Below are 19804 nucleotides of genomic sequence, written 5' to 3' on the forward strand. Positions count from 1 at the left end.
CCCGGCTAGGGCTCGGTCCGCCGCCGCTCCTGCTGCTGCTTTTCCTTCTCCTGCTTTTCCTTCTCGGCCTGTTCCTTCTCGGCCCGCGCGAGAGCGGCCCTGGCCGCCTTCTCGGCTTCCTTCTCGGCCTTCGCCGCTTCCGTGAGCTGCCGCTTCATGGCCGTGGCGTACATGTCGACGTACTCCTGGCCGGAGAGGTTCATGATCTCGTACATGACCTCGTCGGTCACCGCGCGCAGCACGAACCGGTCGTGCTCCATGCCCTGGTAGCGGCTGAAGTCAAGGGGCTTGCCGATCCGGATGCCGGGCCGCATCAGCTTCGGCACGACCTTCCCGGGCGGCTGGATCTTCTCCGTGTCGATCATGGCGACGGGGATGACCGGCGCGCCCGTGGCGAGCGCCACGCGGGCGAGCCCGCCCGGCTTGCCCCGGTAGAGCCGCCCGTCGGGCGAGCGCGTGCCCTCCGGGTAGATCCCGAACAGCTCACCGCGCTCCAGCACCTCGATGCCGCTCTTGATGGCGGCCTCGCCCGCGCCGCGCGCACCGGAGCGGTCCACGGGGAGCTGCCCGACCCCCTTGAAGAAGGCGGCCGTCATCCGGCCCTTCACGCCGGGCGTGGTGAAGTACTCGGCCTTCGCGATGAAGGTGACCTTGCGGTCGAGGACGGCGGGCAGGAAGAACGAGTCGGAGAACGACAGGTGATTGCTCGCCAGGATCGCAGCGCCCTCGGCGGGTACGTTCTCCAGGCCCTCCACCCAGGGTCTGAAGGCGAGCTTCAGCGGACCCCCGATGGTGACCTTCATCGCGCCGTACAACAACCGAGTGCCTCCTGTATGTGTCGATCAGACCTTAACCCGGAGCGCTGTCAAAGGCGCCGACGGCCCTGGTCGGTGTCAGTGCGGTCGCGTACGGTGAAGGTCCCGCGCACGACGCGCGAACCCCTTTCCATGACGTTCCGTGACATTCCGTGATCGTGCCAGTCCCTTCTCACGACCAGGAGGCCGAAGGTGCCGGTCCTTGCCGGAGCCGAGCCGTTTCACCACGAGGGCGGAGAGGCCGCCGTCCTCCTCTGCCACGGCTTCACCGGATCACCGCAGTCGCTGCGCCCCTGGGCGGAGCACCTCGCCGAGCACGGTCTGACCGTCTCCCTGCCGCTGCTGCCCGGGCACGGCACGCGCTGGGAGGACCTGCGGATCACCGGCTGGCAGGACTGGTACGCGGAGGTGGACCGCGCGCTGCGTGTGCTGTGCGAGCGCCGCGAGACGGTCTTCGTGGCCGGTCTGTCCATGGGCGGCGCGCTCGCCCTGCGACTGGCCGCCAAGCACGGCGACGCCGTCCGCGGTGTCATGGTCGTCAACCCGGCGAACAAGGTGCACGGCCTGGCCGCGCACGCCCTCCCGGTGGTGCGCCACCTCGTCCCCGCGACGAAGGGCATCGCCAGCGACATCGCCAAGCCGGACAGCAGGGAGCTCGGCTACGACCGGGTGCCGCTGCACGCGGCGCATTCGCTGCGGCAGTTCTTCCAGGCCACCGACCGCGAGCTGCCGCAGGTCACGCAGCCGGTGCTGCTGATGCGCAGCCCGCGGGACCATGTGGTGCCGCCCGCCGACTCGGCCCGGATCCTCAGCCGCATCTCCTCGACGGACGTGAAAGAGGTCATCCTGGAACAGAGCTACCACGTCGCCACGTTGGACCATGACGCGGACCGGATCCACGAGGAGAGCCTCGCGTTCATCGGCCGCATCGCGTCCGCCCTCGGCAAGGAGCCCGGGCTCGGCAAGGAAGGGACGACCGCAGGTGGCTGAGCACGACTCCGACCGTGAGGGCCGGGAGCCGGAGGAGAAAGGCGTCCCCATCGACGAGGAGGCCGCCTGGGCGGCGATCGTCGCCGGGTACGGCGAGGAGCCGCCGGACCCGCCGGGCGCCAAGCCGTTCAAGTCCATCGAGGACCTGGCCCTGCCGGCGGCCGGGACCAACGACGCCGTGATCGACGGCGACCGGGGCGACACGGCGGTGAAGTCCGGGGACACCGTCAAGCCGGCCGAGCCGCAGGAGGCCGAGGAGCCGGGGGACAAGGCCGTGCAGCCCCTGGGCGGCTCCGTCTCGTTCGCGCCCGGCGTCGGGCCGCGCGACTACACCCCGCCCGAGCCCGCCGAGGACGACTTCGACGAGGACGACGAGGGCCACTTCGTGCCCCCGGAGCCGCCCCCGCTGCCCACCGGCGACCCGACCGCCAAGTTCGCCTGGCTGGGTGTGCTCGGCGGGCCGGTGCTGCTCCTGCTGGCCGTGCTGTTCGGCTGGGACATGACGTGGTGGCTGGCCACACTGGGGATCGGCGGTTTCCTCGGCGGGTTCGCGACGCTGGTGATGCGCATGCGCACCGACGACGAGGACGACGACGACCCCGGGCGGGGCGCGGTCGTCTAGGAAGCCTGGGAAGCGGGGACTCTGAGGGCGGCCAGGACCGGAAGGTGGTCCGTGGCCGCCCTCAGGTCCGCGTCGGACACCCCCGGCAGTCCGTGGGAAGGCACGCCGCAGCCCAGGACCTCGATGCCCTGCGTCGCGAAGATCGCGTCGATGCGCTGGTAGGGGTCGGCGGGCGTCCAGGTGTGCTCGCCGCCCCAGGGGGCTGCGGCCCGGCAGTCGGTGAGGCGGCCGGCCAGCCGGCGGAAGGCCGGGCCGTCGGGGCGTTCGTTGAGGTCGCCGCCGGCGATCAGGTGCTCCGCACCCATGCCGGCGAGCCGGTCCAGCAGCATGCCGGACTGCTCGTAGCGCTCGTCCTTCTGGAGGGACAGGTGGCAGCTGAGCACGCCGAGGCGGGCACCGGCGATGCGGACGACCGCGGTGGCGAAGCCGCGGCGGTGCAGGCGGGGGGTCGGGGGCAGGAGGATGTCCTCCGTGCGTTCGACGGTCGCGCGGAGCGAGCTGAGGATGGCCGGGCCCGTGGTGGTGGCGCCGCCGGTGACGATCACGAGGTCGGAGGCGAGGGCGAGGCGGGCGAGTTTCTTGCGCCAGCGGAAGAAGCGGGGGGCTTCCTGGATGAGGACGAGGTCGGGTGCGCAGGCCTTGATGACGCGGGCCAGGGCGTCGGTGTCGTCGCGCATGGAGCGGATGTTGTAGCTGAGGACCCTGATGACTGCGGAACCGTCGGGTTCTGTACGCGAGTTGGGGAGCAGCGACATGTGATCAATTTACGCCCAAAGGGGCGGGGCGCGGGGATGGCGTGCGAGTGCCGGTTGTTCGTGGCTCGTCGCGCAGTTCCCCGCGCCCCTGGCGCCCGACAGCTCGGGGCGCGAGGTACTCGCGCGAGTGCCGGGTCGCATATGGCTGTTCGCGCAGTTCCCCGCGCCCCTGAGGCGCGTCCCGTGAAGGCGCGTCCCGTGAAGGCGCGTCCCCTGAAGGCGTTCTACATGATCGGGTCGGGTTCCCTCGCCAGGTCCGCCGCGCCCACCAGGCCGGCCTTGTTGCCCAGTTCCGCCGCGCGGACCTCGGCCACCGGGCGCCAGTTGCCGCCGACCAGCCAGCGCTTGTAGGACTTGCGGATCGGGCCCAGGACCAGCTCGCCCTCGTCGGAGAGACCGCCGCCGACGATGAACGCGGAGGGGTCGAAGAGGGAGGCCAGGTCGGCGAGGCCCGCGCCGACCCAGCGGGCCAGTTCGCGGTAGGAGTCGACGGCGACCCGGTCGCCCTGGCGGGCGGCCATGGAGATGTGCTTGCCCTCGATGCCGTCGGGCGTGCCGTTGCCGAGGCCGAGCAGCGTCTCGGCGTTCTCGGGGGTGGCGTTGGCGCGCTGCTTGGCGTACCTCACCAGGGCGCGGCCCGAGGCGTACTGCTCCCAGCAGCCCTGCGAACCGCAGCCGCACAGCAGGCCGTCCGGCACCATGCGGATGTGGCCGAACTCGGCGGCCACCCCGAAGTGTCCGCGGCGCAGCTTGTTGCCGATGATGATGCCGCCGCCGAGGCCGGTGCCCAGCGTGATGCAGATGACGTTGCGGTGGCCCTTGCCGGCACCGAACTTGTACTCGCCCCACGCCGCCGCGTTGGCGTCGTTCTCCACGACGACCGGGAGGCCCGCGCGAGCCTCGACCTTCTCCTTGAGCGGCTCGTTGCGCCAGTGGATGTTGGGCGCGAAGTAGACCTCGGAGCGCTGCCGGTTCACGTAGCCGGCGGCGCCGATGCCCACGCCGACGATGTCGTGACCGACGCGTGCGCCGTCCACCGCCGAGGCGATGGCGTCCACGATGCCCTCAGCCGTGCCCGGGGTCGGCACCTTGTGGGTCGAGAGGATGTTGCCTTCCTCATCGACCACGCCGGCCGCGATCTTCGTGCCGCCGATGTCGACGCCGATGGTGAGTCCCATGAATCCCTCAGTTTCGGTCGAGCCCCGCTACGGATAACGGTACCCGAGGCCCTGCCGTCGGGTCGGCGGTCGTCCGCACGGTGGGCACCCCCCTGGGGGCCTCGCCGGCCCGCCGCTCGGCCGGGGCGGGCACTCAGTCCAGGTCGATGCGCTCCCCGGGACCGGCGTCGTCGCCGCCGTCCCGGCGTCCGCCCTGGTCACGGGGGTCTTCCTGATCGTCGCGGCCGGTCCAGCGGCGCTCCTGGGCCTGGACGGCGGAGCGGTAGGCGGCGAGCAGTTCGTTCCCGGCCGCCGCCAAGTGGTCGAAGACGTCCGGGTTGCGTTCGATGACGGGTTCCACGGCGTCCTTGGCCTGCTGGACGACCTGCCGGACGACCTGCTGGGCGGCGGGCCCCGCGACCGCGCCGAGCAGCGGGGACTGCACGCCGGAGAGTTTCTCCGCGACGGCGTCGACGAGCTTCTTCAGCTCGTCGGCCGCGGAGCCCGGGGGCGTGCCGTACTGGGTGCGGCGGCGGGCCTTCTCCGCCTGGAGGTCCTCGGCGCACGCGGTCGCCCAGGCGTCGGCGTCGCTCGCCCGCACCTCGTCCGCGGCCTCTTCGCGGGCGGCACCGGACGGGGAGGGCTCTTCGCTCATGACGGGCTCCTGACTACGGTTCGTCCCTACGACGTTACCCGAACGGGCGTACCGCGTTCACGGGCCGGGACCGGCCGTTCCTCCCCGGTCCGTCGCCCGCCGTGTCACCGGCTCTGCGGCCACAGCCCGGGGTCGGGTACGAAGCGGATCCGCAGCTCGCCCTCGCGCAGGGCGGCCCCGTCGACGGTGCAGCGGCGCAGCGCGGAGGGCAGTGGGACGATCCGCCTGAACTGCCCGGCCGTGACGACGAGTTCGTCGCCGCGCCGGACGAGGTCGAGTTCCTCGCGTATGGCTCCGGGCAGCGGGATCTGCCAGACGAGCACGCCGTCCTCGCCGAGCCGGTCGGTCACGGGCCAGTCGGCCGCGGAGGGCGCCGGCTGCACGCCGGGCACGGCGAGCGCGGTGAGGTCGTCGGCGCCGCGCGGGTCGTGTCCGAGGTGGGCCACGGTGCGGACGTCGTACGACTCCCGCCACTCCTCCAGGGTCTTGCGCTGCTGGGCGACGGGGCCGGCGAGCCAGGTGTCCGGGGACGCCTCGGGCAGGAGGCGGTTGGCGATCACGAGGTCGGTGCGCAGACCGTGCAGGGCGAGGCCGAGGCCGGCGGTGCTCAGCGCCTCGGCACCGGCCGGGCCGGGCTCGGCGACCAGGCGGACGACGGTGTCGCGGTCGGCGACGACCGCTTGGACGGCGGCCAGTTCCAGGTCCCAGCGGCCGGCCGTCTCGTAGAGCCACTCGGCGGGCATGGGGACGCCGGCGAGGCGGCCGAGGACGGGGCGCAGGGCGCGGGCGGCCTGCCGTTCGGCCGGGAGCAGGCGGCGCAGGTAGCGGCGGAGTTCCCCGGGCAGGGCGAGCAGGGCGAGGGCCTGCGGGGCCGGGGGGAGGTCGACGACGAGGGTGTCGTACTTCTCCGACAGCGCGGCGTCGCGCAGGGCCCGCAGCCAGGCGAGTTCCCTGGCGCCGGGCAGGGGGGTGAGTTCCTCGGGGTCCAGGCGGGAGGCGCCGAGGAGGTCCAGGACGGTGGAGGCGCGGTCCTGGAGTGCGGTGAGGTCCTCGCGGAAGTCCTGGGCGGCGTCGGGGCGCCAGGCGGTGAGCCGCGGGGCGGCCTGGACCGGGGCCGGGCCGGTCGGCACCCCCAGGGCGGCACCGAGGGTGTCCGTGCGGTCGGTGCCGAGGACGAGGGTGCGGGTGCCCTCGGCCGCCGCGGCCAGGGCGGTCGCGGCCGCGAGGGTGGTACGACCGCTGCCGCCGGGGCCGGTGATCAGGATGGTGCGCATGAGGTCGAACGTACCTTGGGGCGGCCGGCCTGGGGCGCGGGGCCGTAGCGCGTATGCGGCTCCGCCGCGCGGGCGCGCCCGGCCCCGACGGGCCCGCGCCCGGCACCCGGGCCGGCGACCTCTGCGGCGGGGCTCCTACTTGCCCGCTTCGACCCTCTTCTTCAGCCCGGCCAGCGCCCGGTCGATGATGACCTTCTCCGCCTTGCGCTTGATCATGCCGAGCATGGGGATCTTGACGTCCACGGTCAGGGCGTACGTGACCTCCGTGCCGCCCGCGCCGGACGGCTTGAGGAGGTACGAGCCGTCGAGGGAGCGCAGCATCTGGGACTTCACCAGCGTCCAGGACACCTCGTTCTCGCCGGTCCAGGTGTACCCGAGGACCTGGTCGTCCTTGATCGCGCCCGCGTCCATGACGAGGCGGACCTGCTCGGCGCGGCCCTGGGCGTCGGTCTTGAGCACCTCCGCCTCCTTCACCTCGCCGGTCCAGTCCGGATAGCGGGCGAAGTCGGAGATGACCGCCATGACGTCGGCCGGGGCGGCCTCGATGGTGATGCTCGAGCTGGTGTGTTCCGCCATCGCCGTGGCTCCTCCAGATGCGGGCCGGTAAGACGTCGTCCTGCGCACGTGTGTGCAGCGTGAAGGCTACCGCGCACGGAGCCCGCGGATCTCACCCGACCTGGGCCGTCCTCACCACTCCAGCGCCCACGGGGTCCCGGTCGACGCGAAGTGCCCCACGTTCACGCACTCGGTCGCCCCGATCCGCATCCTTTTCACCAGCGGCTGGTGGACGTGCCCGAAGAGGGAGTAGCGGGGCCGGGTGCGGCGGATGGCGTCCAGCAGGGCGCGGCTGCCGCGCTCGAAGCGGCGGGCGACGGTGTCGTAGACCAGCTCGGGGACCTCGGGCGGGATGTGCGTGCAGAGCACGTCGACCTCGCCGATCGCCTCGATCTTCGCCGCGTACTCCTCGTCGCCGATCTCGTACGGCGTCCGCATCGGTGTGCGCAGGCCGCCGCCGACGAAGCCGAAGACCCGGCCGCCGATCTCGACGCGCTCCCCGTCGAGGACGGTCGTGCCGGGGCCCGCGTACTCCCGCCACAGGGCCGGCATGTCGACGTTGCCGTAGGTGGCGTACGTAGGAGAGGGGAACGCGGCGAACAACTCGGCGTACTGCTTGCGCACCGCCTTCTCGATCACCGTGGCGCGGTCCCCCTGGAGGCCGGCCCACAGCCCGGCCCCGAACACCCGGGCCTCCTCGAAGCGGCGGGCGGTGCGCAGCGCGACGATGCGGTCGGCGTTCTCGACGCCGAAGAGGTCGGGGAAGATGCCGCGCGAGTGATCGGCGTAGTCGAGGAAGAGGACGAGATCGCCCAGGCAGATCAGGGCGTCGGCGCCCTCGCCCGCCGTGGCCAGGTCGCGGGCGTTGCCGTGCACGTCGCTCACCACGTGGACGCGCGTCCGGTGGTTTCCGGCTGGTGTGGGTGCCATGACGATCAAGCGTAGGTCGAGCGCTGCCCTTGTGAACAGTGGCGGTCCTACCTGCGGTTACTGGCCAGTCAGTTAGCCCGTGGACTACTGTGCGCGAAGGAATACCCAACTGTGTGACGCAGCGAACATCTCGACGGGACCCCCTGTCGTAGAAGCCATACCGGCGGGTAACGTCCGGGCAGTCCAGTCGTGCTCTGCATTTCAACAAGTGAATGCGCGAGCACCTCCCCGAGCCTTGGACCGCACCGTCGCAGCACACACCGTCGTGGCGCCGGCGCCCTATGAGGAGCAGCAGTCTTGCGCGAGTTCAGCCTTCCGGCTTTGTACGAGGTCCCTGCGGACGGAAACCTGACCGACATCGTCCGCAGAAACGCCGCGCAGCACCCGGACGTCGCCGTCATCGCCCGCAAGGTCGGCGGCAGCTGGCAGGACGTCACCGCCACCACCTTCCTCGCCGAGGTGCACGCGGCGGCGAAGGGGCTGATCGCCGCCGGGGTCCAGCCGGGCGACCGGGTGGGCCTGATGTCCCGCACCCGTTACGAGTGGACCCTGCTGGACTTCGCGATCTGGAGCGCGGGCGCGGTGACCGTGCCGGTGTACGAGACCAGTTCGCCGGAGCAGGTGCAGTGGATCCTCGGCGACTCGGGCGCGACCGCCTGCGTCGTGGAGTCGCAGGCCCACGCGGCCGCGATCGAGTCGGTGCGCGACGGGCTGCCGGCGCTCAAGCACGTGTGGCAGATCGACGGCGGCGGCGTGGAAGAGCTGGGCCGGCTCGGCCAGGACGTCACGGACGAGACGGTCGAGGAGCGCGGCTCGTTCGCCAAGGCGGACGACCCGGCGACCATCGTCTACACCTCGGGCACCACCGGCCGGCCCAAGGGCTGTGTGCTCACCCACCGCAACTTCTTCGCCGACTGCGGGAACGTGGTGGAGCGGCTGCGGCCGCTGTTCCGCACCGGCGAGTGCTCGGTGCTGCTCTTCCTGCCGCTCGCGCACGTCTTCGGCCGGCTGGTCCAGATCGCCCCGATGATGGCGCCGATCAAGCTGGGCACGGTCCCGGACATCAAGGACCTCACCGACGAGCTGGCCGCGTTCCGCCCGACCCTGATCCTCGGTGTGCCGCGCGTCTTCGAGAAGGTCTACAACTCGGCGCGCGCCAAGGCGCAGGCCGACGGCAAGGGCAAGATCTTCGACAAGGCCGCCGACACCGCGATCGCCTACAGCAAGGCGCTGGACACCCCCTCGGGCCCGTCGTTCGGCCTGAAGATCAAGCACAAGACGTTCGACAAGCTCGTCTACAGCAAACTCCGGGCGGTCCTCGGCGGCCGGGGCGAGTACGCCATCTCCGGCGGCGCCCCGCTCGGCGAGCGCCTCGGGCACTTCTTCCGCGGCATCGGCTTCACGGTCCTGGAGGGCTACGGCCTGACCGAGTCCTGCGCCCCCACCGCGTTCAACCCCTGGGACCGGCAGAAGATCGGCACGGTCGGCCAGCCGCTGCCCGGCTCGGTGATCCGGATCGCCGACGACGGCGAGGTGCTGCTGCACGGCGAGCACATCTTCAAGGAGTACTGGAACAACCCCGGCGCGACCGCGGAGGCGCTGGCCGACGGCTGGTTCCACACCGGTGACATCGGCACCCTCGACGAGGACGGCTACCTCACGATCACGGGCCGCAAGAAGGAGATCATCGTCACCGCGGGCGGCAAGAACGTCGCCCCGGCCGTGATCGAGGACCGCATCCGGGCGCACGCGCTGGTCGCGGAGTGCATGGTGGTGGGCGACGGGCGGCCGTTCGTGGGCGCGCTGATCACCATCGACGAGGAGTTCCTGGGCCGTTGGTGCTCCGACCACGGCAAGCCTGCGGGTTCCACCGCGGCGTCGCTGAGCGAGGACCCGGACCTGCTGGCCGCGGTCCAGGCGGCGATCGACGACGGCAACGCCGCGGTGTCGAAGGCGGAATCGGTGCGGAAGTTCCGCATTCTGTCCTCCCAGTTCACGGAGGAGTCGGGCCACCTGACGCCCTCGCTGAAGCTGAAGCGGAACGTGGTGGCGAAGGACTACGCGCACGAGGTCGAGGCCATCTACGCGAAGTGACCCACGACAGGCCCTATGGCGCGGTGTCCTCGGCGAGGACCCGCGCCATCGTGCGTTCGGCGAGGGCGGTGATGGTCACGAAGGGGTTGACCCCGAGCGACCCGGGCACGAGCGAGCCGTCGGTGACGTACAGCCGGGAGTATCCCTTGACCCGCCCGTAGTCGTCCGTCGCCCGGCCCAGCACGCAGCCGCCCAGCGGGTGGTAGGTGAAGTCGTCGGCGAAGGCCTTGCTCCTGGAGCCGAACAGGTCGTACCGGTAGATCGTCGCGTTGGCCGCGTTGATCCGGTCGAACAGCTTCCTGGCCATGGCGACGGAGACCGCCGAGTGGGCGGCCGTCCAGCCGAGCCGGAGCCGGTCCGAGCCGGTGTCGTAGGAGAAGGACGCCCGTTCCGGGTTCCTGGTGATCGCCAGGTAGAGGCTCACCCAGTGCTCCAGGCCCGTCGGCAGCGGGGCGATCTCGGCGAAGACCGGGTTGGCGGTGTTCGCCCAGTCGTCGATGCCCATGACCGGCATGGTCGACTGGTTCGCGCCGACCGTGTCCCACAGGTGGTTGGCACGGCCGAGCATCACGTTGCCGTTGGTGCCCCAGCCGGCCCCGACACTGGCGTCGAGCGCGGGCAGGGTGCCCGTCTCCCGGGCGCGCAGCAGCAGTTCGGTGGTGCCGAGGCTGCCGCCGCCGAGGAAGAGGTACCTGCACCCGTACTCCTTGGTCTCGACGACGCGGCCGGTCTCGTCGACGCGGTCGGCGGTCAGGACGTAGGTGCCGTCCGGCGCGCGGCTGATCGCGCGCACCTTCTCCAGGGTGTGGACGGTGACCTTGCCGGTGCCGAGCGCGCCGGCGAGGTACGTCTTGTCGAGGCTGCGCTTGCCGTGGTTGTTGCCGTAGATGACCTCGCCGCCGAGCGCCGACTTCGGGGCGGTGCCGGCCGCCTCGCGCTGCATGTGGCCGAAGTCGTAGACGCTGGGCACGAAGGTGGTCCGCAGGCCGGTCTTCTCGGCGTGCTTGCGGGAGACGCGGGTGAAGCGGTACCACTCCGTCGACTCGAACCAGGCCGGGTCGACGCTGTTCACTCCCAGGGCGGCCCGGGCGCGCGGGAAGTACGTGCCGTACATCTCGCCGGCGTCGACGGTCGGGAACTGTTCGGCGAAGTACGACCGGGGCGGGGTGACCGCCATGCTCCCGTTGACCAGGGAGCCGCCGCCGACGCCCCGGCCGACGTACACGGACATGTGGTCGAAGTGCACGCGGTCCAGGACGCCCGGGTAGCGGCCGATGTCCCGGTTGACGACGTCCAGCCAGAGGAAGGTGCCGAGAGGGGCCTCGGTGCGGTCGCGGAACCACATGGAGCGGTGGTCGGGTGCGCTGGTGGTGCAGAAGACCTTGCCGTCGGGGCCGTTGGTGTTCCAGAGGCGGCCCATCTCCAGGACGACCGTGCGGATGCCGGCCTGGCCGAGACGGAGAGCTGCCACGGCGCCGCCGTAGCCGGAGCCGACGACTATGGCGGGGGCGGTGTCGACTGCGTCGGGCTGGGCGGCTCGGGCGCTTTGGAGGCCGATGCGGGTGAAGCCGAGGGTGGCTGCGGTTTGCAGGGCTGCCATGCCCAGGATTTGACGTCTTGTCAGATGACGATGCGTCAGGTTAGATGTCATGGGCGCAGCATCGGCGGATTTTCGGGTTCCGCCTAGTGGGGTGCCGCTTGATCCTTGCGGGCGGGTGCGGACTGTTTGTGGTTTCTCGCGCAGTTCCCCGCGCCTCTCTTGCCCTAAAGCAAGCTCTTGAGGTTCTCCGCGAGCAGGTCCCAGCGCCACTTCTCCTCGACCCACTCCCTGCCCCGCTCCCCCATCCTGCGGCGCAGCTCCGGGTCGCCGAGGAGGGTGGTGATGCGGTCGGCGGTCTCCTGGGGGGAATCGCCTCTCACCACCCAGCCGGTCTCGCCGTCGAGGACCGCGTCCGGGGCGCCGCCCGAGTCGCCGGCCACGACCGGGAGGCCCGTCGCGGAGGCCTCCAGGTAGACGATGCCGAGACCTTCGACGTCCAGGCCGCCGCGGCGGGTGCGGCAGGGCATCGCGAAGACGTCACCGGCGCCGTAGTGGGCGGGCAGCTCGGACCAGGGCACGGCACCGGTGAAGCGTACGGCGGAGGCGACGCCCCTCTCGCGCGCGAGCCGGCGCAGGTCCTGCTCGTAGGGGCCGCCGCCGACGATCAGCAGGACGGTGTCCGGCTCTGCCGCCAGGATGCGCGGCATGGCCCGGATCAGTGTGTCCTGCCCCTTGCGGCGCACCAGCCGGGAGACGCAGACCACGACCGGGCGGTCCGTCAGGCCCAGCCGGGCCCGCACCTCGTCGCCGCCCGACCCGGGGTGGAAGGTTTTCTCGTCGACCCCGGGCGGCAGCTGCGCCATCCGTGCGGCCGCCCCGGGCGTCAGGGCGGAGGCGATGCGTGAGCGGGTGTACTCGCCGAGGTAGGTGATGGTGTCCGTGGAGTCCCCGATCCGCCGCAGCAGCTGCCGGGCGGCGGGCAGCTGCGCCCAGCCGGCCTCGTGGCCGTGCGTGGTGGCGACCAGCCGCTCGGCGCCCGCGGCGCGCAGGGCCGGCGCCATCAGGCCGAGCGGGGCCGCCGCCCCGAACCACACCGAGGTGCAGCCGTGCTCGCGCAGCAGATCGACGGCCCGCCGGGTGGCACCCGGCGTGGGCAGCAGCATCGTCGTGCGGTCCCGTACGACGGTGAAGGGCTGCTCGGCGTCGAAGGCGCGGGTCGCCTCGACGCCCTCCCGGGTCCGCTTCCAGGTCGAGGCGTAGACGACCAGTTGCTGCGGGTCCAGCCGCAGCGCCATGTTGTGCAGGAACGCCTGGATGCCCCCGGGCCGGGGCGGGAAGTCGTTGGTCACGATCAGGGTCTTGCGCACGCCGCCGACCCTACCGAACGGCCCTCACCGCCGTACGCGGCAGCCGGTATGGCACGCTCACAGCTGACGGGCCCATCATGGCCCCCTCAACACGGCGCACGAACGGGCAGGGATCACGTGAAGACGACGGGCACGAGGCGGTCCCTGGCATGGCTGCCGGTGGTCTGGTGTCTCACGAGGCTGTTGCTGCTGCTGTTCGTCCTGAAGGTGTACGTCTTCCCGGGCCCGGACGTCACGAGCGACGTGCACGTCATCTACCGGGGCTGGTACGAGGTCCTCAGCACCGGAACGTTCCCGCTGCGCGACGTCACCTGGCAGTACCCGCCCGCCGCCGCGCTGGCGATCCTCTCCCCCGGCCTGCTGCCCTTCCTGGACTACGGCACCGCGTTCTTCGTGCTGGTCTGCGTCACCGACCTGGCCGTGCTGGCCCTGATGACGTACGCCGGACGCCGCCCGGGCCGCTCGCTGCGCGGCGCCTGGGTGTGGGTGATCGGCGTACCGCTGCTCGGCCCGACGGTGTACGCCCGCTACGACGTGATGGTCACGGCGGTGGCCATGGCCGCACTGCTCGCGGGCGCCCGGCACCCGAAGGCGCTGGGGGCCCTGGCCGCGTTCGGCGCTCTGCTGAAGGTGTGGCCGGCGATGCTGCTGCTGGCCGCCCGCCGCCGCAGCGCCTGGGTGTCGGCCCTGGTGACGGGCGTCGCGGTGACGGGTGCGTTCGCGCTGACCATGCCGGGCGCGTTCGCGTTCCTGACCTTCCAGCGCGACCGGGGCACCGAGGTGGAGTCGCTGGGCGCGCTGGTCTTCCATGTCGCCCGGCACTTCGGCTGGCAGGGCGAGGTGAAGCTGAACTACGGCTCGATCGAGTTCCTCGGGCCGTATGTGAGCGAGGTGAGCACGGGCGCCCTGTTCCTGACCGGGGCGGCCTTCGGCTGGCTGGTGCTGTGGCGGCTGCTGGCCCGGCACTTCGAGGAGCACACGCTCGCCGACGCGGCCTTCGTGGCGGTGCTGATGTTCACCACCACCAGCCGGGTGATCAGCCCGCAGTACATGGTGTGGCTGGTCGGGCTGGCGGCGGTGTGCCTGTACTTCCCCGGGAGCCGGATGCGGCTGCCGGTCGTCCTGGTGCTGGTGGCGTGCTTCGTGACGGTGCTGGAGTTCCCGTTCTACTTCGCCAACGTCGTCGCCAGCGACGGCCTCGGCCTCACCCTGCTGTTCCTGCGCAACGGCCTCCTGGTGGCCGCCGCGCTGCTCGGCGCCCGCGCCCTGTGGCGCGCGACGGTGCCGCGCACCCTCCCGGCCGCCGTGCCCGCTCAGCCCGTCCGCACCGACGAGACCCCCGTCTCCTCCTGAGCCCGGTCCCGCCGCAACAGCAGCCCCGCCACCGCGCACTGCACGGCCGCCGCGAGCCCCATCGCGAGACACACCCCGGGCAGCCCGGACCCCGTGAGGGCGTACGCCAGCCCCAGCTGGACGGCCGTCCCGAGCACGGTCACCCGCAGCAACGCCGAGGAGTCGGACGACCTGTTCCGCCAGGGCATGCTGCGTGTGGCCCGGGCCACGGGCGAGGCCGAGCGGGCCTGGCTGCGGGAGGCCGTCGAGCTGCTCGACCGCCCGGAGTGAGGCCGCGGGCGGTCCGGCCCCGGGTCAGCCCAGCTGCTCCCGCAGGTACTCCCGCCACTGCCCGGTGAAGGCCTCCGGCGTCGTCCCCAGCACCTTCCGCATCGCGTCCTCCACCGCACCGGGCCGCTCCCGGCGCTCCCCGACGGCCCGGTAGAAGTCGCGCAGCCGGGCCTCGCCCCAGTGGTCGGCGATCAGCCGGCACGCCGTCCAGCCGCTCTCGTAGGAGCGGGCCAGGCGGCTCGCGTCGCCGGTGAAGCCGAAGTCCTCGTCGTCCGGGAGCGCGGCGGGGACCCGGCCGGCGGCGACCGCCCGGGACAGTTCGGGCGCTGCCTCGGCCGGGGTGCGGCCGGTGTCGCGGTAGCCGACCCAGTCGGCGTACCCCTCGGACAGCCACAGGGGCGTGGCGGCCGTGGTGCGGGCGCGGGTGGCGACATGGGTGGTCTCGTGGGTGACGACGATCTGCTCGCCGAGACCGCCGAGGAGCGCGAACGCGTCCGGGTTGACGATGATCCGGTCCGCCGACGCCCGGTCCCGCGCGCCGGTCTCGCCGGTGGTGACCGCCGCGATCCCGCGGTAGGAGGAGGCGGGCGAGCCGAGCAGCCCCGCCATCCCCTCCAGTGACCTCGGTACGAGCACGACGACCCGTCGGCTCCATCGCGTGCCCCAGGCCTCCGACACGGCGGGCACGGCACGGTCGGCCAGGTCCGCGAAGTCCCGCAGCGCGCGCCCGGACTGCCCGACGCCGAGCACGAGGCTGTACCGGCCCCGGACGAGGTGCACCGCCCCCTGGTCCCAGAGCTGCTGCGCGGACTTCCGTGCGGGCCGGTCGGTGTCGACGGACCACTTCCCGTCGGCGCCCCGGCTCAGCCGCAGGGTGCGCCCGGCGGTCACCGGCGCCCGGTCGTACCCGGCGACGCGGTAGCGCAGTTCGGCGTCGGCGGTGGCCGTGTCGCCGGTGCGGCGCAGTCCGGTCACCCGGTACGACCAGGCGGCCACGGGCACCGCGCGAAGTCGGGCGAAGTCCGTCCCCGCGCCCGTGCGTTCGTAGGCCCGCTCGTCGCGGTCGAGGACGGCCGCGGCCCGGCGGTCCAGGAGCCGCTGGACGTCGGCCGTCGCGCTGTCGGCCGCGGGCCGCCCGCCGCACCCGGTCAGGGCGACGAGCAGCACGACGAGCGCCACGAGCACGGACCCCGACCTTCGACCAGCCACGTTCCCGATCGTACGGGCGCCGGGCCGCCCCGGTCAGACCCTGGTGACCGACGAGACGGGCATCATCCCGACCGGGTCGTAGCGCACGGGCGCGCCGGGGTAGGGCGCGTGGATGACCTGGCCGCCCCCCATGTACATCCCTACGTGGCTGGCGTCGCCCCGGTAGACGACCAGGTCACCGGGGCGCGCCTCGGACAGCGGGATCTGCCGGCCGGCGTACCGCTGGGCCTGCGAGGTGCGCGGCAGGGAGACCCCGGCCTGCGCGTACGACCACTGCATCAGGCCCGAACAGTCGAAGCCGGTGGGCCCGTTGGCGCCCCAGACGTAGGGCTTGCCGAGCGCGCTGCGGGCGGCGGCGACGGCGGCCGACCCGCGTCCCGAGGCGGCGGTGTCGCCGCCCGGGCCGGGCAGGTCGCCGCGGCCGGAGCGGGAGGCGCGGCCGTAGGCGTCGCGCTCGGACTCCGGCAGGGAGTTGAGCAGCCGCCGGGCCGTGGCGAGCTTACGCTCGACGGTCTTCTTGTGCGCGGCGACGGCCTTGCGGCTCCGCTCCAGTTCGTGGAGCTTGCCGGCGGCCTCCTCGCGGTCCTGGGCGAGTTCGCGCATGGCGTGCCGGAGTTCCCTCAGCTCACCGGCCTGGTGGGCGGTGAGGCGGTCGAGCCGGGACGCGTGGTCGAGGTAGTCGTCCGGGTCGTCGGAGAACAGCAGGGCGAGGGAGGGGTCGATGCCGCCCTCGCGGTACTGGGCGCCGGCCAGCGAACCGAGGGAGTCCCGCAGGGTGTTGACGCGCTGCTGCCCACGTGCGATGCGGTCCCGGGCGATGCCGACCTCGTCGCGCAGTTCGTCGGCGCGCTCGTCGGCCGCGTTGTACGCCTCGGTCGCCTTCTCGGCCTGCTCGTAGAGCCGGTCCACCGTGGCGCGGGTGTCGTCGTACGGTGTGGCGGCGGCCGGTACCGCGGCCACGGCTGCGGCCGCGACGGACAGGATGCCGACCGCGGCACCGGCGCCCCGGTCGAACCCGGACGGTGCAAGGCGGCGATGAGACCCCACGGGAAGCCGCTCTCCTTCCGCTGGCGGACTTGGAACGCGGCAGACAGTAGCCCCGCGACCGGGGGCCGCCAACGACCATCCGTGGGTATCCAGCACGGCGCCCCGCCGCTGACGCAGGTCAAGGGCGGGGCGTGGGCTCACTCGGGCTGTCGCGATTCGCCCGAACGGCGGACACGGTGTCCTGATCTTGAGGACGCCCGGGGTCCGCGGGGGACGGCGACGGGGGCCGGGATCAGACCCGGACGCCGAACATGAACGGGCCGCCGATGGTGTCCATCGACTCGTAGCGGACGACCGTGCCGGTGCGCGGGGCGTGGATGATCTGCCCGTTGCCGGCGTAGAGGCCCACGTGGTGCAGGTCGTTGAAGAAGAAGACCAGGTCGCCGACCTTGAGCTGGCTGACCGAGTAGATCTTGGTGCCGGCCCCGGTCTGGGCCTCGGAGGTGCGCGGGATCTGGACGCCCGCCGCGGCGTACGCCCGGGAGGTGAGGCCGGAGCAGTCGTAGGAGCTCATGCCCGTGGCACCGTACACGTAGGGCTTGCCGAGCTGGCTCTGGGCGAAGGCGAACGCGGCGGCGGCACGGCCCGAGCCGGGCGGGACGTCGGCGGTGAGGGCGTCGCGCTCGGCGGTCCGGCTGGCGCGGTTCTGCTCGGCGGCCAGTTCGGCCTTCTGGGCCGCGGTGAGGCTGTTGAGCAGCTTCTGCGCGGAGGAGAGCTTGCCCTGGACTTCCTTCTTCTTCTTGCCGAGTTCGGTCCGGGTGGAGGCGAGGTCCTTGAGCTTCTCGGAGGCCTCGGCACGCTCCTGGGCGAGTTCGCGCTGTTTCTCCTGGACCTTCTTGAGCGCCTCGACCTGCTGGCTGCTCAACTGGTCGAGCGTGGAGGCCTTGTCCAGGTAGTCCTCGGGGTTCGCGGAGAGGAACAGCTGGACGGAGGGGTCGATGGAGCCGGTGCGGTACTGCGAGGCGGCGGCGAGGCCCAGGCTGTCGCGGAGCTCGTTGAGCTCCTCCTGGCCGCGGGCCACGTTGTCCTGGATGGTGGAGATCTCCTTCTGGAGCTTCTCCTGCTTCTCCTTGGCCCCGTTGTACTTCTCGGTGGCCTGCTCCGCCTCTTCGTAGAGCTTGTCGACCTTGGCCTTGACCTCGTCCTTGCTCGGCTTCTCGCTGGGGGCGGCGTTGGCGGCCTGCGAGCTGAAGGCGACGGCAGCGGCGGCGGCGGTGGTCAGCACGGTCACACGTGCGCGGCTCGGCTGCTTGGGACGACGGTGGGACGCCACGGGTGAAAAGCTCCTTCTCAGCCCCTCCGCCGTCTCTCCCGATGAGTGATCACCCGAGCGGAGGTTCGGCCCGACCCTAGTGACCTTCCTGTGATCAGTTCAAATCCTCAGCTGAAAAATTGCGTCACGGTAGGCCAACTTTTCCCCTGGACTCACGGGTGGTGAGACCCATTTGACGCACCGTGGCTCACAGGTCCCATCAATCCGGGCATCGCGCCCGGACGTTACGCATGGGGCGTACGTCTCCTAGGACCGCGAAAGGCGCTTGAGGAGCATCGCCGAGGCCACCGGGCGGGCACCGGCGCGGGCGACTCCGTCGGCGACCTCGCGGTCGGTGGAGGCCACGATGACCGGGCGGCCCGGGGGTTCGGCACGCACCAGCTGGCGGATCAGCTCGTCGGCGGTGACGCCCGGCTTCGAGAAGAGCACCCGGACGCCGCGCGGCGGCGCGAGCAGCACCGGCGCGGCGAGCTCGGCCCCGTCGAAGACGCAGGTCACCTCGGCGCCGCTCTGCGCGGCCAGTTGGGAGAGCTGCCCGAGCAGCCGCAGGCGCTGCTTCTCCAGCGGCATCTGCGGATAGCCGGTCTTGGTGACGTTGTAGCCGTCGACGACGAGATGGGCCTGCGGCAGCGCCAGCAGCTGGTCCAGGACCTGCGGGTCGTGCTCGGACAGGGCGCGGGCGGCGATGTCCTTCGGGGACATCCGGCCCGGCTCGACGGCGTCGACGGTCTCGGCGGGGCGCACCGACACCGGGGGCAGGGCCAGTTCGCGGCGGAGCCCCTGGGTGGCGTCCAGCAGGGTGTCCAGCAGCAGCCGTACCCGCATGTCCTCGACGCTGCGGCCCTCGCGGGCGGCCCGGCGCGCGGCCTCCAGGGCGGCCTCGGTCTCGCCCAGCCGGGACTTCAGCCGCCGGGTCTCGCTCTCGGCGGCGGACACCTGGGCCTGCCCCTCGGCACGGACGGCCTCGATCTCACCCTGCGCCTTGCGCAGGGCGGCCTCGCCGCGCTTGACGTCGCTCAGGGCGGCGCGCAGCTTGCGGTGCAGCGACTCGGTTTCCTTCTTGGCCGATTCCAGCTCCGTGCGCAGCCGCTCGGTCTCGGCCCGGGTATGGTCGCGGGCCCGGTCCAGTTCGGCGCGCAGCCGCTCCAGCTCGGCCCGGCCCTCCTCGTCGGCGCGCTCGGCGTCGGCCCGCTGGGCCTCCTCGCCGGCGGCCGTCACCTGCTTCACCCAGCCGGGGGGCCGCAGTACGTAGGCCGCGGCCGCCACGTCGAGCGGGTCCGCGGCCGGGGGCGGGGAGCCTGAGTCCAGGGCGCCGGTCAGTTCCGGCTGGGCCTCTCTGAGCTTCTCCCCGATGCGCTGGCGGAACAGCGGGTCGGTCTCCAGGGCGGCCGCCATCGCGTTGCCGGCGAACTTCGCCCGGCGGTTCGGTGCGAACCGGGCGTACTGCCTCAGCTGCGCGGGCAGCTCCCCGACCGTCAGCGCGCCGAAGCCGTCGGAGACGATCTGCACGACCCTGCGGCGCACGCCGTCGGGCAGCGGACGGTCGAGCACCTCGGCGGCGCCGTCGTCCGGCCCCCCGCCCGTGGTCTCCACCATCCGTCACACCCCAATGCCTGAGCGGGGCCGGCTCCTGTCAGGAGCCGGCGCCCGGCCTGTCCACGAGTTCCACCTGGTCCACCGCGTTGCACCAGCGGCAGCGCACCGACTCGATGGTCTCACTGAGCACCTCGCGCTCCTCGACCTTCGGCTCTCCGGCCAGGTCGAGGTGGACGTATTCGACGACCTTCGCCGAGCGGGTCACGTCGAACCTCGTGAGGTTGCCGCAGAGGGTGCAGCGCCACCGCGTCTCGGCGGTCGGCAGGGGAACCGTCATCGTGACCTGTTCTCTTTCCTTCTAG

Annotated in this window: 18 protein-coding genes and 2 pseudogenes; 5 read left to right on the top strand and 15 right to left on the bottom strand. The window is 72.3% G+C overall.

The window, feature by feature from the left end:
- Window positions 1–5 precede the first annotated feature (5 nt).
- Window positions 6–803 (bottom strand): lysophospholipid acyltransferase family protein, encoded by a 798-nt coding sequence (locus AB0E85_RS21555; RefSeq protein ID WP_361929554.1) that lies wholly within the window; start codon window positions 801–803, stop codon window positions 6–8.
- Between the two features lie 204 nt (window positions 804–1007).
- Between AB0E85_RS21555 and AB0E85_RS21560 the strand changes: the two genes are divergently transcribed.
- Together AB0E85_RS21560 and AB0E85_RS21565 are read left to right on the top strand one after the other, a co-directional pair.
- Window positions 1008–1805, top strand: a complete 798-nt coding sequence (locus AB0E85_RS21560; protein WP_361929480.1) for an alpha/beta fold hydrolase — start codon at window positions 1008–1010, stop codon at window positions 1803–1805.
- Window positions 1798–2427, top strand: a complete 630-nt coding sequence (locus tag AB0E85_RS21565; RefSeq protein ID WP_361929482.1) for a hypothetical protein — start codon at window positions 1798–1800, stop codon at window positions 2425–2427. Before AB0E85_RS21560 ends, AB0E85_RS21565 begins: the two co-directional genes overlap by 8 nt.
- Here the strand turns inward: AB0E85_RS21565 and AB0E85_RS21570 are convergent.
- From AB0E85_RS21570 to AB0E85_RS21595, 6 genes are all read right to left on the bottom strand, one after another.
- Window positions 2424–3182, bottom strand: a complete 759-nt coding sequence (locus tag AB0E85_RS21570; protein WP_361929485.1) for an endonuclease/exonuclease/phosphatase family protein — start codon at window positions 3180–3182, stop codon at window positions 2424–2426. The two genes, AB0E85_RS21565 and AB0E85_RS21570, sit on opposite strands and share 4 nt — an antisense overlap.
- A gap of 224 nt (window positions 3183–3406) precedes the next feature.
- A complete protein-coding gene (locus tag AB0E85_RS21575) occupies window positions 3407–4360 on the bottom strand; it encodes an ROK family glucokinase (protein ID WP_361929488.1) in 954 nt (317 codons plus the stop codon).
- 133 nt (window positions 4361–4493) lie between these two features.
- Complete coding sequence (locus AB0E85_RS21580; RefSeq protein ID WP_361929491.1) at window positions 4494–4994, bottom strand: DUF5304 domain-containing protein; 501 nt, start codon at window positions 4992–4994, stop codon at window positions 4494–4496.
- A 104-nt stretch (window positions 4995–5098) separates the two neighbouring features.
- Complete coding sequence (locus AB0E85_RS21585; RefSeq protein ID WP_361929494.1) at window positions 5099–6268, bottom strand: ArsA-related P-loop ATPase; 1170 nt, start codon at window positions 6266–6268, stop codon at window positions 5099–5101.
- A gap of 135 nt (window positions 6269–6403) precedes the next feature.
- Window positions 6404–6844 carry an SRPBCC family protein gene (locus AB0E85_RS21590; protein ID WP_361929497.1) on the bottom strand — a complete coding sequence of 147 codons (441 nt, stop codon included), beginning with the start codon at window positions 6842–6844 and terminating at the stop codon, window positions 6404–6406.
- 111 nt (window positions 6845–6955) lie between these two features.
- Window positions 6956–7753: a metallophosphoesterase gene (locus AB0E85_RS21595; RefSeq protein ID WP_361929500.1), complete on the bottom strand. Its 798-nt coding sequence runs from the start codon at window positions 7751–7753 to the stop codon at window positions 6956–6958.
- Window positions 7754–8050: 297 nt separating this feature from the next.
- Between AB0E85_RS21595 and AB0E85_RS21600 the strand changes: the two genes are divergently transcribed.
- Window positions 8051–9847: an AMP-dependent synthetase/ligase gene (locus tag AB0E85_RS21600; protein ID WP_361929503.1), complete on the top strand. Its 1797-nt coding sequence runs from the start codon at window positions 8051–8053 to the stop codon at window positions 9845–9847.
- A 13-nt stretch (window positions 9848–9860) separates the two neighbouring features.
- On the opposite strand, the gene AB0E85_RS21605 is transcribed toward AB0E85_RS21600, so the two are convergent.
- Together AB0E85_RS21605 and AB0E85_RS21610 are read right to left on the bottom strand one after the other, a co-directional pair.
- Entirely contained in the window at window positions 9861–11447 is a 1587-nt protein-coding gene (locus AB0E85_RS21605) for a GMC oxidoreductase (RefSeq protein WP_361929506.1), read from the bottom strand.
- Window positions 11448–11611: 164 nt separating this feature from the next.
- The gene (locus tag AB0E85_RS21610; protein WP_361929509.1) at window positions 11612–12754 is read right to left on the bottom strand and encodes a glycosyltransferase family 4 protein; all 1143 of its coding nucleotides are present in this window, start codon (window positions 12752–12754) and stop codon (window positions 11612–11614) included.
- Between the two features lie 117 nt (window positions 12755–12871).
- Here AB0E85_RS21610 and AB0E85_RS21615 point away from each other — a divergent pair, with 117 nt between their 5' ends.
- Window positions 12872–14107: a glycosyltransferase family 87 protein gene (locus tag AB0E85_RS21615; RefSeq protein ID WP_361929511.1), complete on the top strand. Its 1236-nt coding sequence runs from the start codon at window positions 12872–12874 to the stop codon at window positions 14105–14107.
- Here AB0E85_RS21615 and AB0E85_RS21620 read toward each other — a convergent pair.
- A pseudogene (locus AB0E85_RS21620) lies at window positions 14068–14259 on the bottom strand (MATE family efflux transporter); the annotation flags it as partial. The gene AB0E85_RS21615 and the pseudogene AB0E85_RS21620 overlap by 40 nt on opposite strands.
- 1 nt (window position 14260) lies before the next feature.
- Here AB0E85_RS21620 and AB0E85_RS21625 point away from each other — a divergent pair.
- Window positions 14261–14377 (top strand): annotated as a pseudogene (locus AB0E85_RS21625) (PadR family transcriptional regulator); the annotation flags it as partial.
- A 24-nt stretch (window positions 14378–14401) separates the two neighbouring features.
- Here AB0E85_RS21625 and AB0E85_RS21630 read toward each other — a convergent pair.
- The 5 genes from AB0E85_RS21630 to AB0E85_RS21650 all read right to left on the bottom strand — a co-directional run bounded on the left by AB0E85_RS21630 (window position 14402) and on the right by AB0E85_RS21650 (window position 19779).
- Entirely contained in the window at window positions 14402–15586 is a 1185-nt protein-coding gene (locus AB0E85_RS21630) for a hypothetical protein (RefSeq protein WP_361929514.1), read from the bottom strand.
- A 33-nt stretch (window positions 15587–15619) separates the two neighbouring features.
- Entirely contained in the window at window positions 15620–16633 is a 1014-nt protein-coding gene (locus AB0E85_RS21635) for an NlpC/P60 family protein (protein ID WP_361929517.1), read from the bottom strand.
- Window positions 16634–16865: 232 nt separating this feature from the next.
- A complete protein-coding gene (locus AB0E85_RS21640; RefSeq protein ID WP_107458445.1) occupies window positions 16866–17906 on the bottom strand; it encodes a C40 family peptidase in 1041 nt (346 codons plus the stop codon).
- A gap of 246 nt (window positions 17907–18152) precedes the next feature.
- A complete protein-coding gene (locus AB0E85_RS21645) occupies window positions 18153–19502 on the bottom strand; it encodes an NYN domain-containing protein (protein WP_361929520.1) in 1350 nt (449 codons plus the stop codon).
- Window positions 19503–19539: 37 nt separating this feature from the next.
- The gene (locus AB0E85_RS21650) at window positions 19540–19779 is read right to left on the bottom strand and encodes a hypothetical protein (RefSeq protein WP_033312729.1); all 240 of its coding nucleotides are present in this window, start codon (window positions 19777–19779) and stop codon (window positions 19540–19542) included.
- Window positions 19780–19804: the final 25 nt, after the last annotated feature.

This window comes from Streptomyces sp. NPDC029044 (assembly GCF_040637495.1).
Classification (GTDB): Bacteria; Actinomycetota; Actinomycetes; order Streptomycetales; family Streptomycetaceae; genus Streptomyces.

Coding starts and splice junctions, on each gene's coding strand:
- AB0E85_RS21555 (WP_361929554.1), bottom strand. CDS start 803: ATGAAGGTCACCATCGGGGGTCCGCTGAAGCTCGCCTTCAGACCCTGG.
- AB0E85_RS21570 (WP_361929485.1), bottom strand. CDS start 3,182: ATGTCGCTGCTCCCCAACTCGCGTACAGAACCCGACGGTTCCGCAGTC.
- AB0E85_RS21575 (WP_361929488.1), bottom strand. CDS start 4,360: ATGGGACTCACCATCGGCGTCGACATCGGCGGCACGAAGATCGCGGCC.
- AB0E85_RS21580 (WP_361929491.1), bottom strand. CDS start 4,994: ATGAGCGAAGAGCCCTCCCCGTCCGGTGCCGCCCGCGAAGAGGCCGCG.
- AB0E85_RS21585 (WP_361929494.1), bottom strand. CDS start 6,268: ATGCGCACCATCCTGATCACCGGCCCCGGCGGCAGCGGTCGTACCACC.
- AB0E85_RS21590 (WP_361929497.1), bottom strand. CDS start 6,844: ATGGCGGAACACACCAGCTCGAGCATCACCATCGAGGCCGCCCCGGCC.
- AB0E85_RS21595 (WP_361929500.1), bottom strand. CDS start 7,753: ATGGCACCCACACCAGCCGGAAACCACCGGACGCGCGTCCACGTGGTG.
- AB0E85_RS21605 (WP_361929506.1), bottom strand. CDS start 11,447: ATGGCAGCCCTGCAAACCGCAGCCACCCTCGGCTTCACCCGCATCGGC.
- AB0E85_RS21645 (WP_361929520.1), bottom strand. CDS start 19,502: ATGGTGGAGACCACGGGCGGGGGGCCGGACGACGGCGCCGCCGAGGTG.
- AB0E85_RS21650 (WP_033312729.1), bottom strand. CDS start 19,779: ATGACGGTTCCCCTGCCGACCGCCGAGACGCGGTGGCGCTGCACCCTC.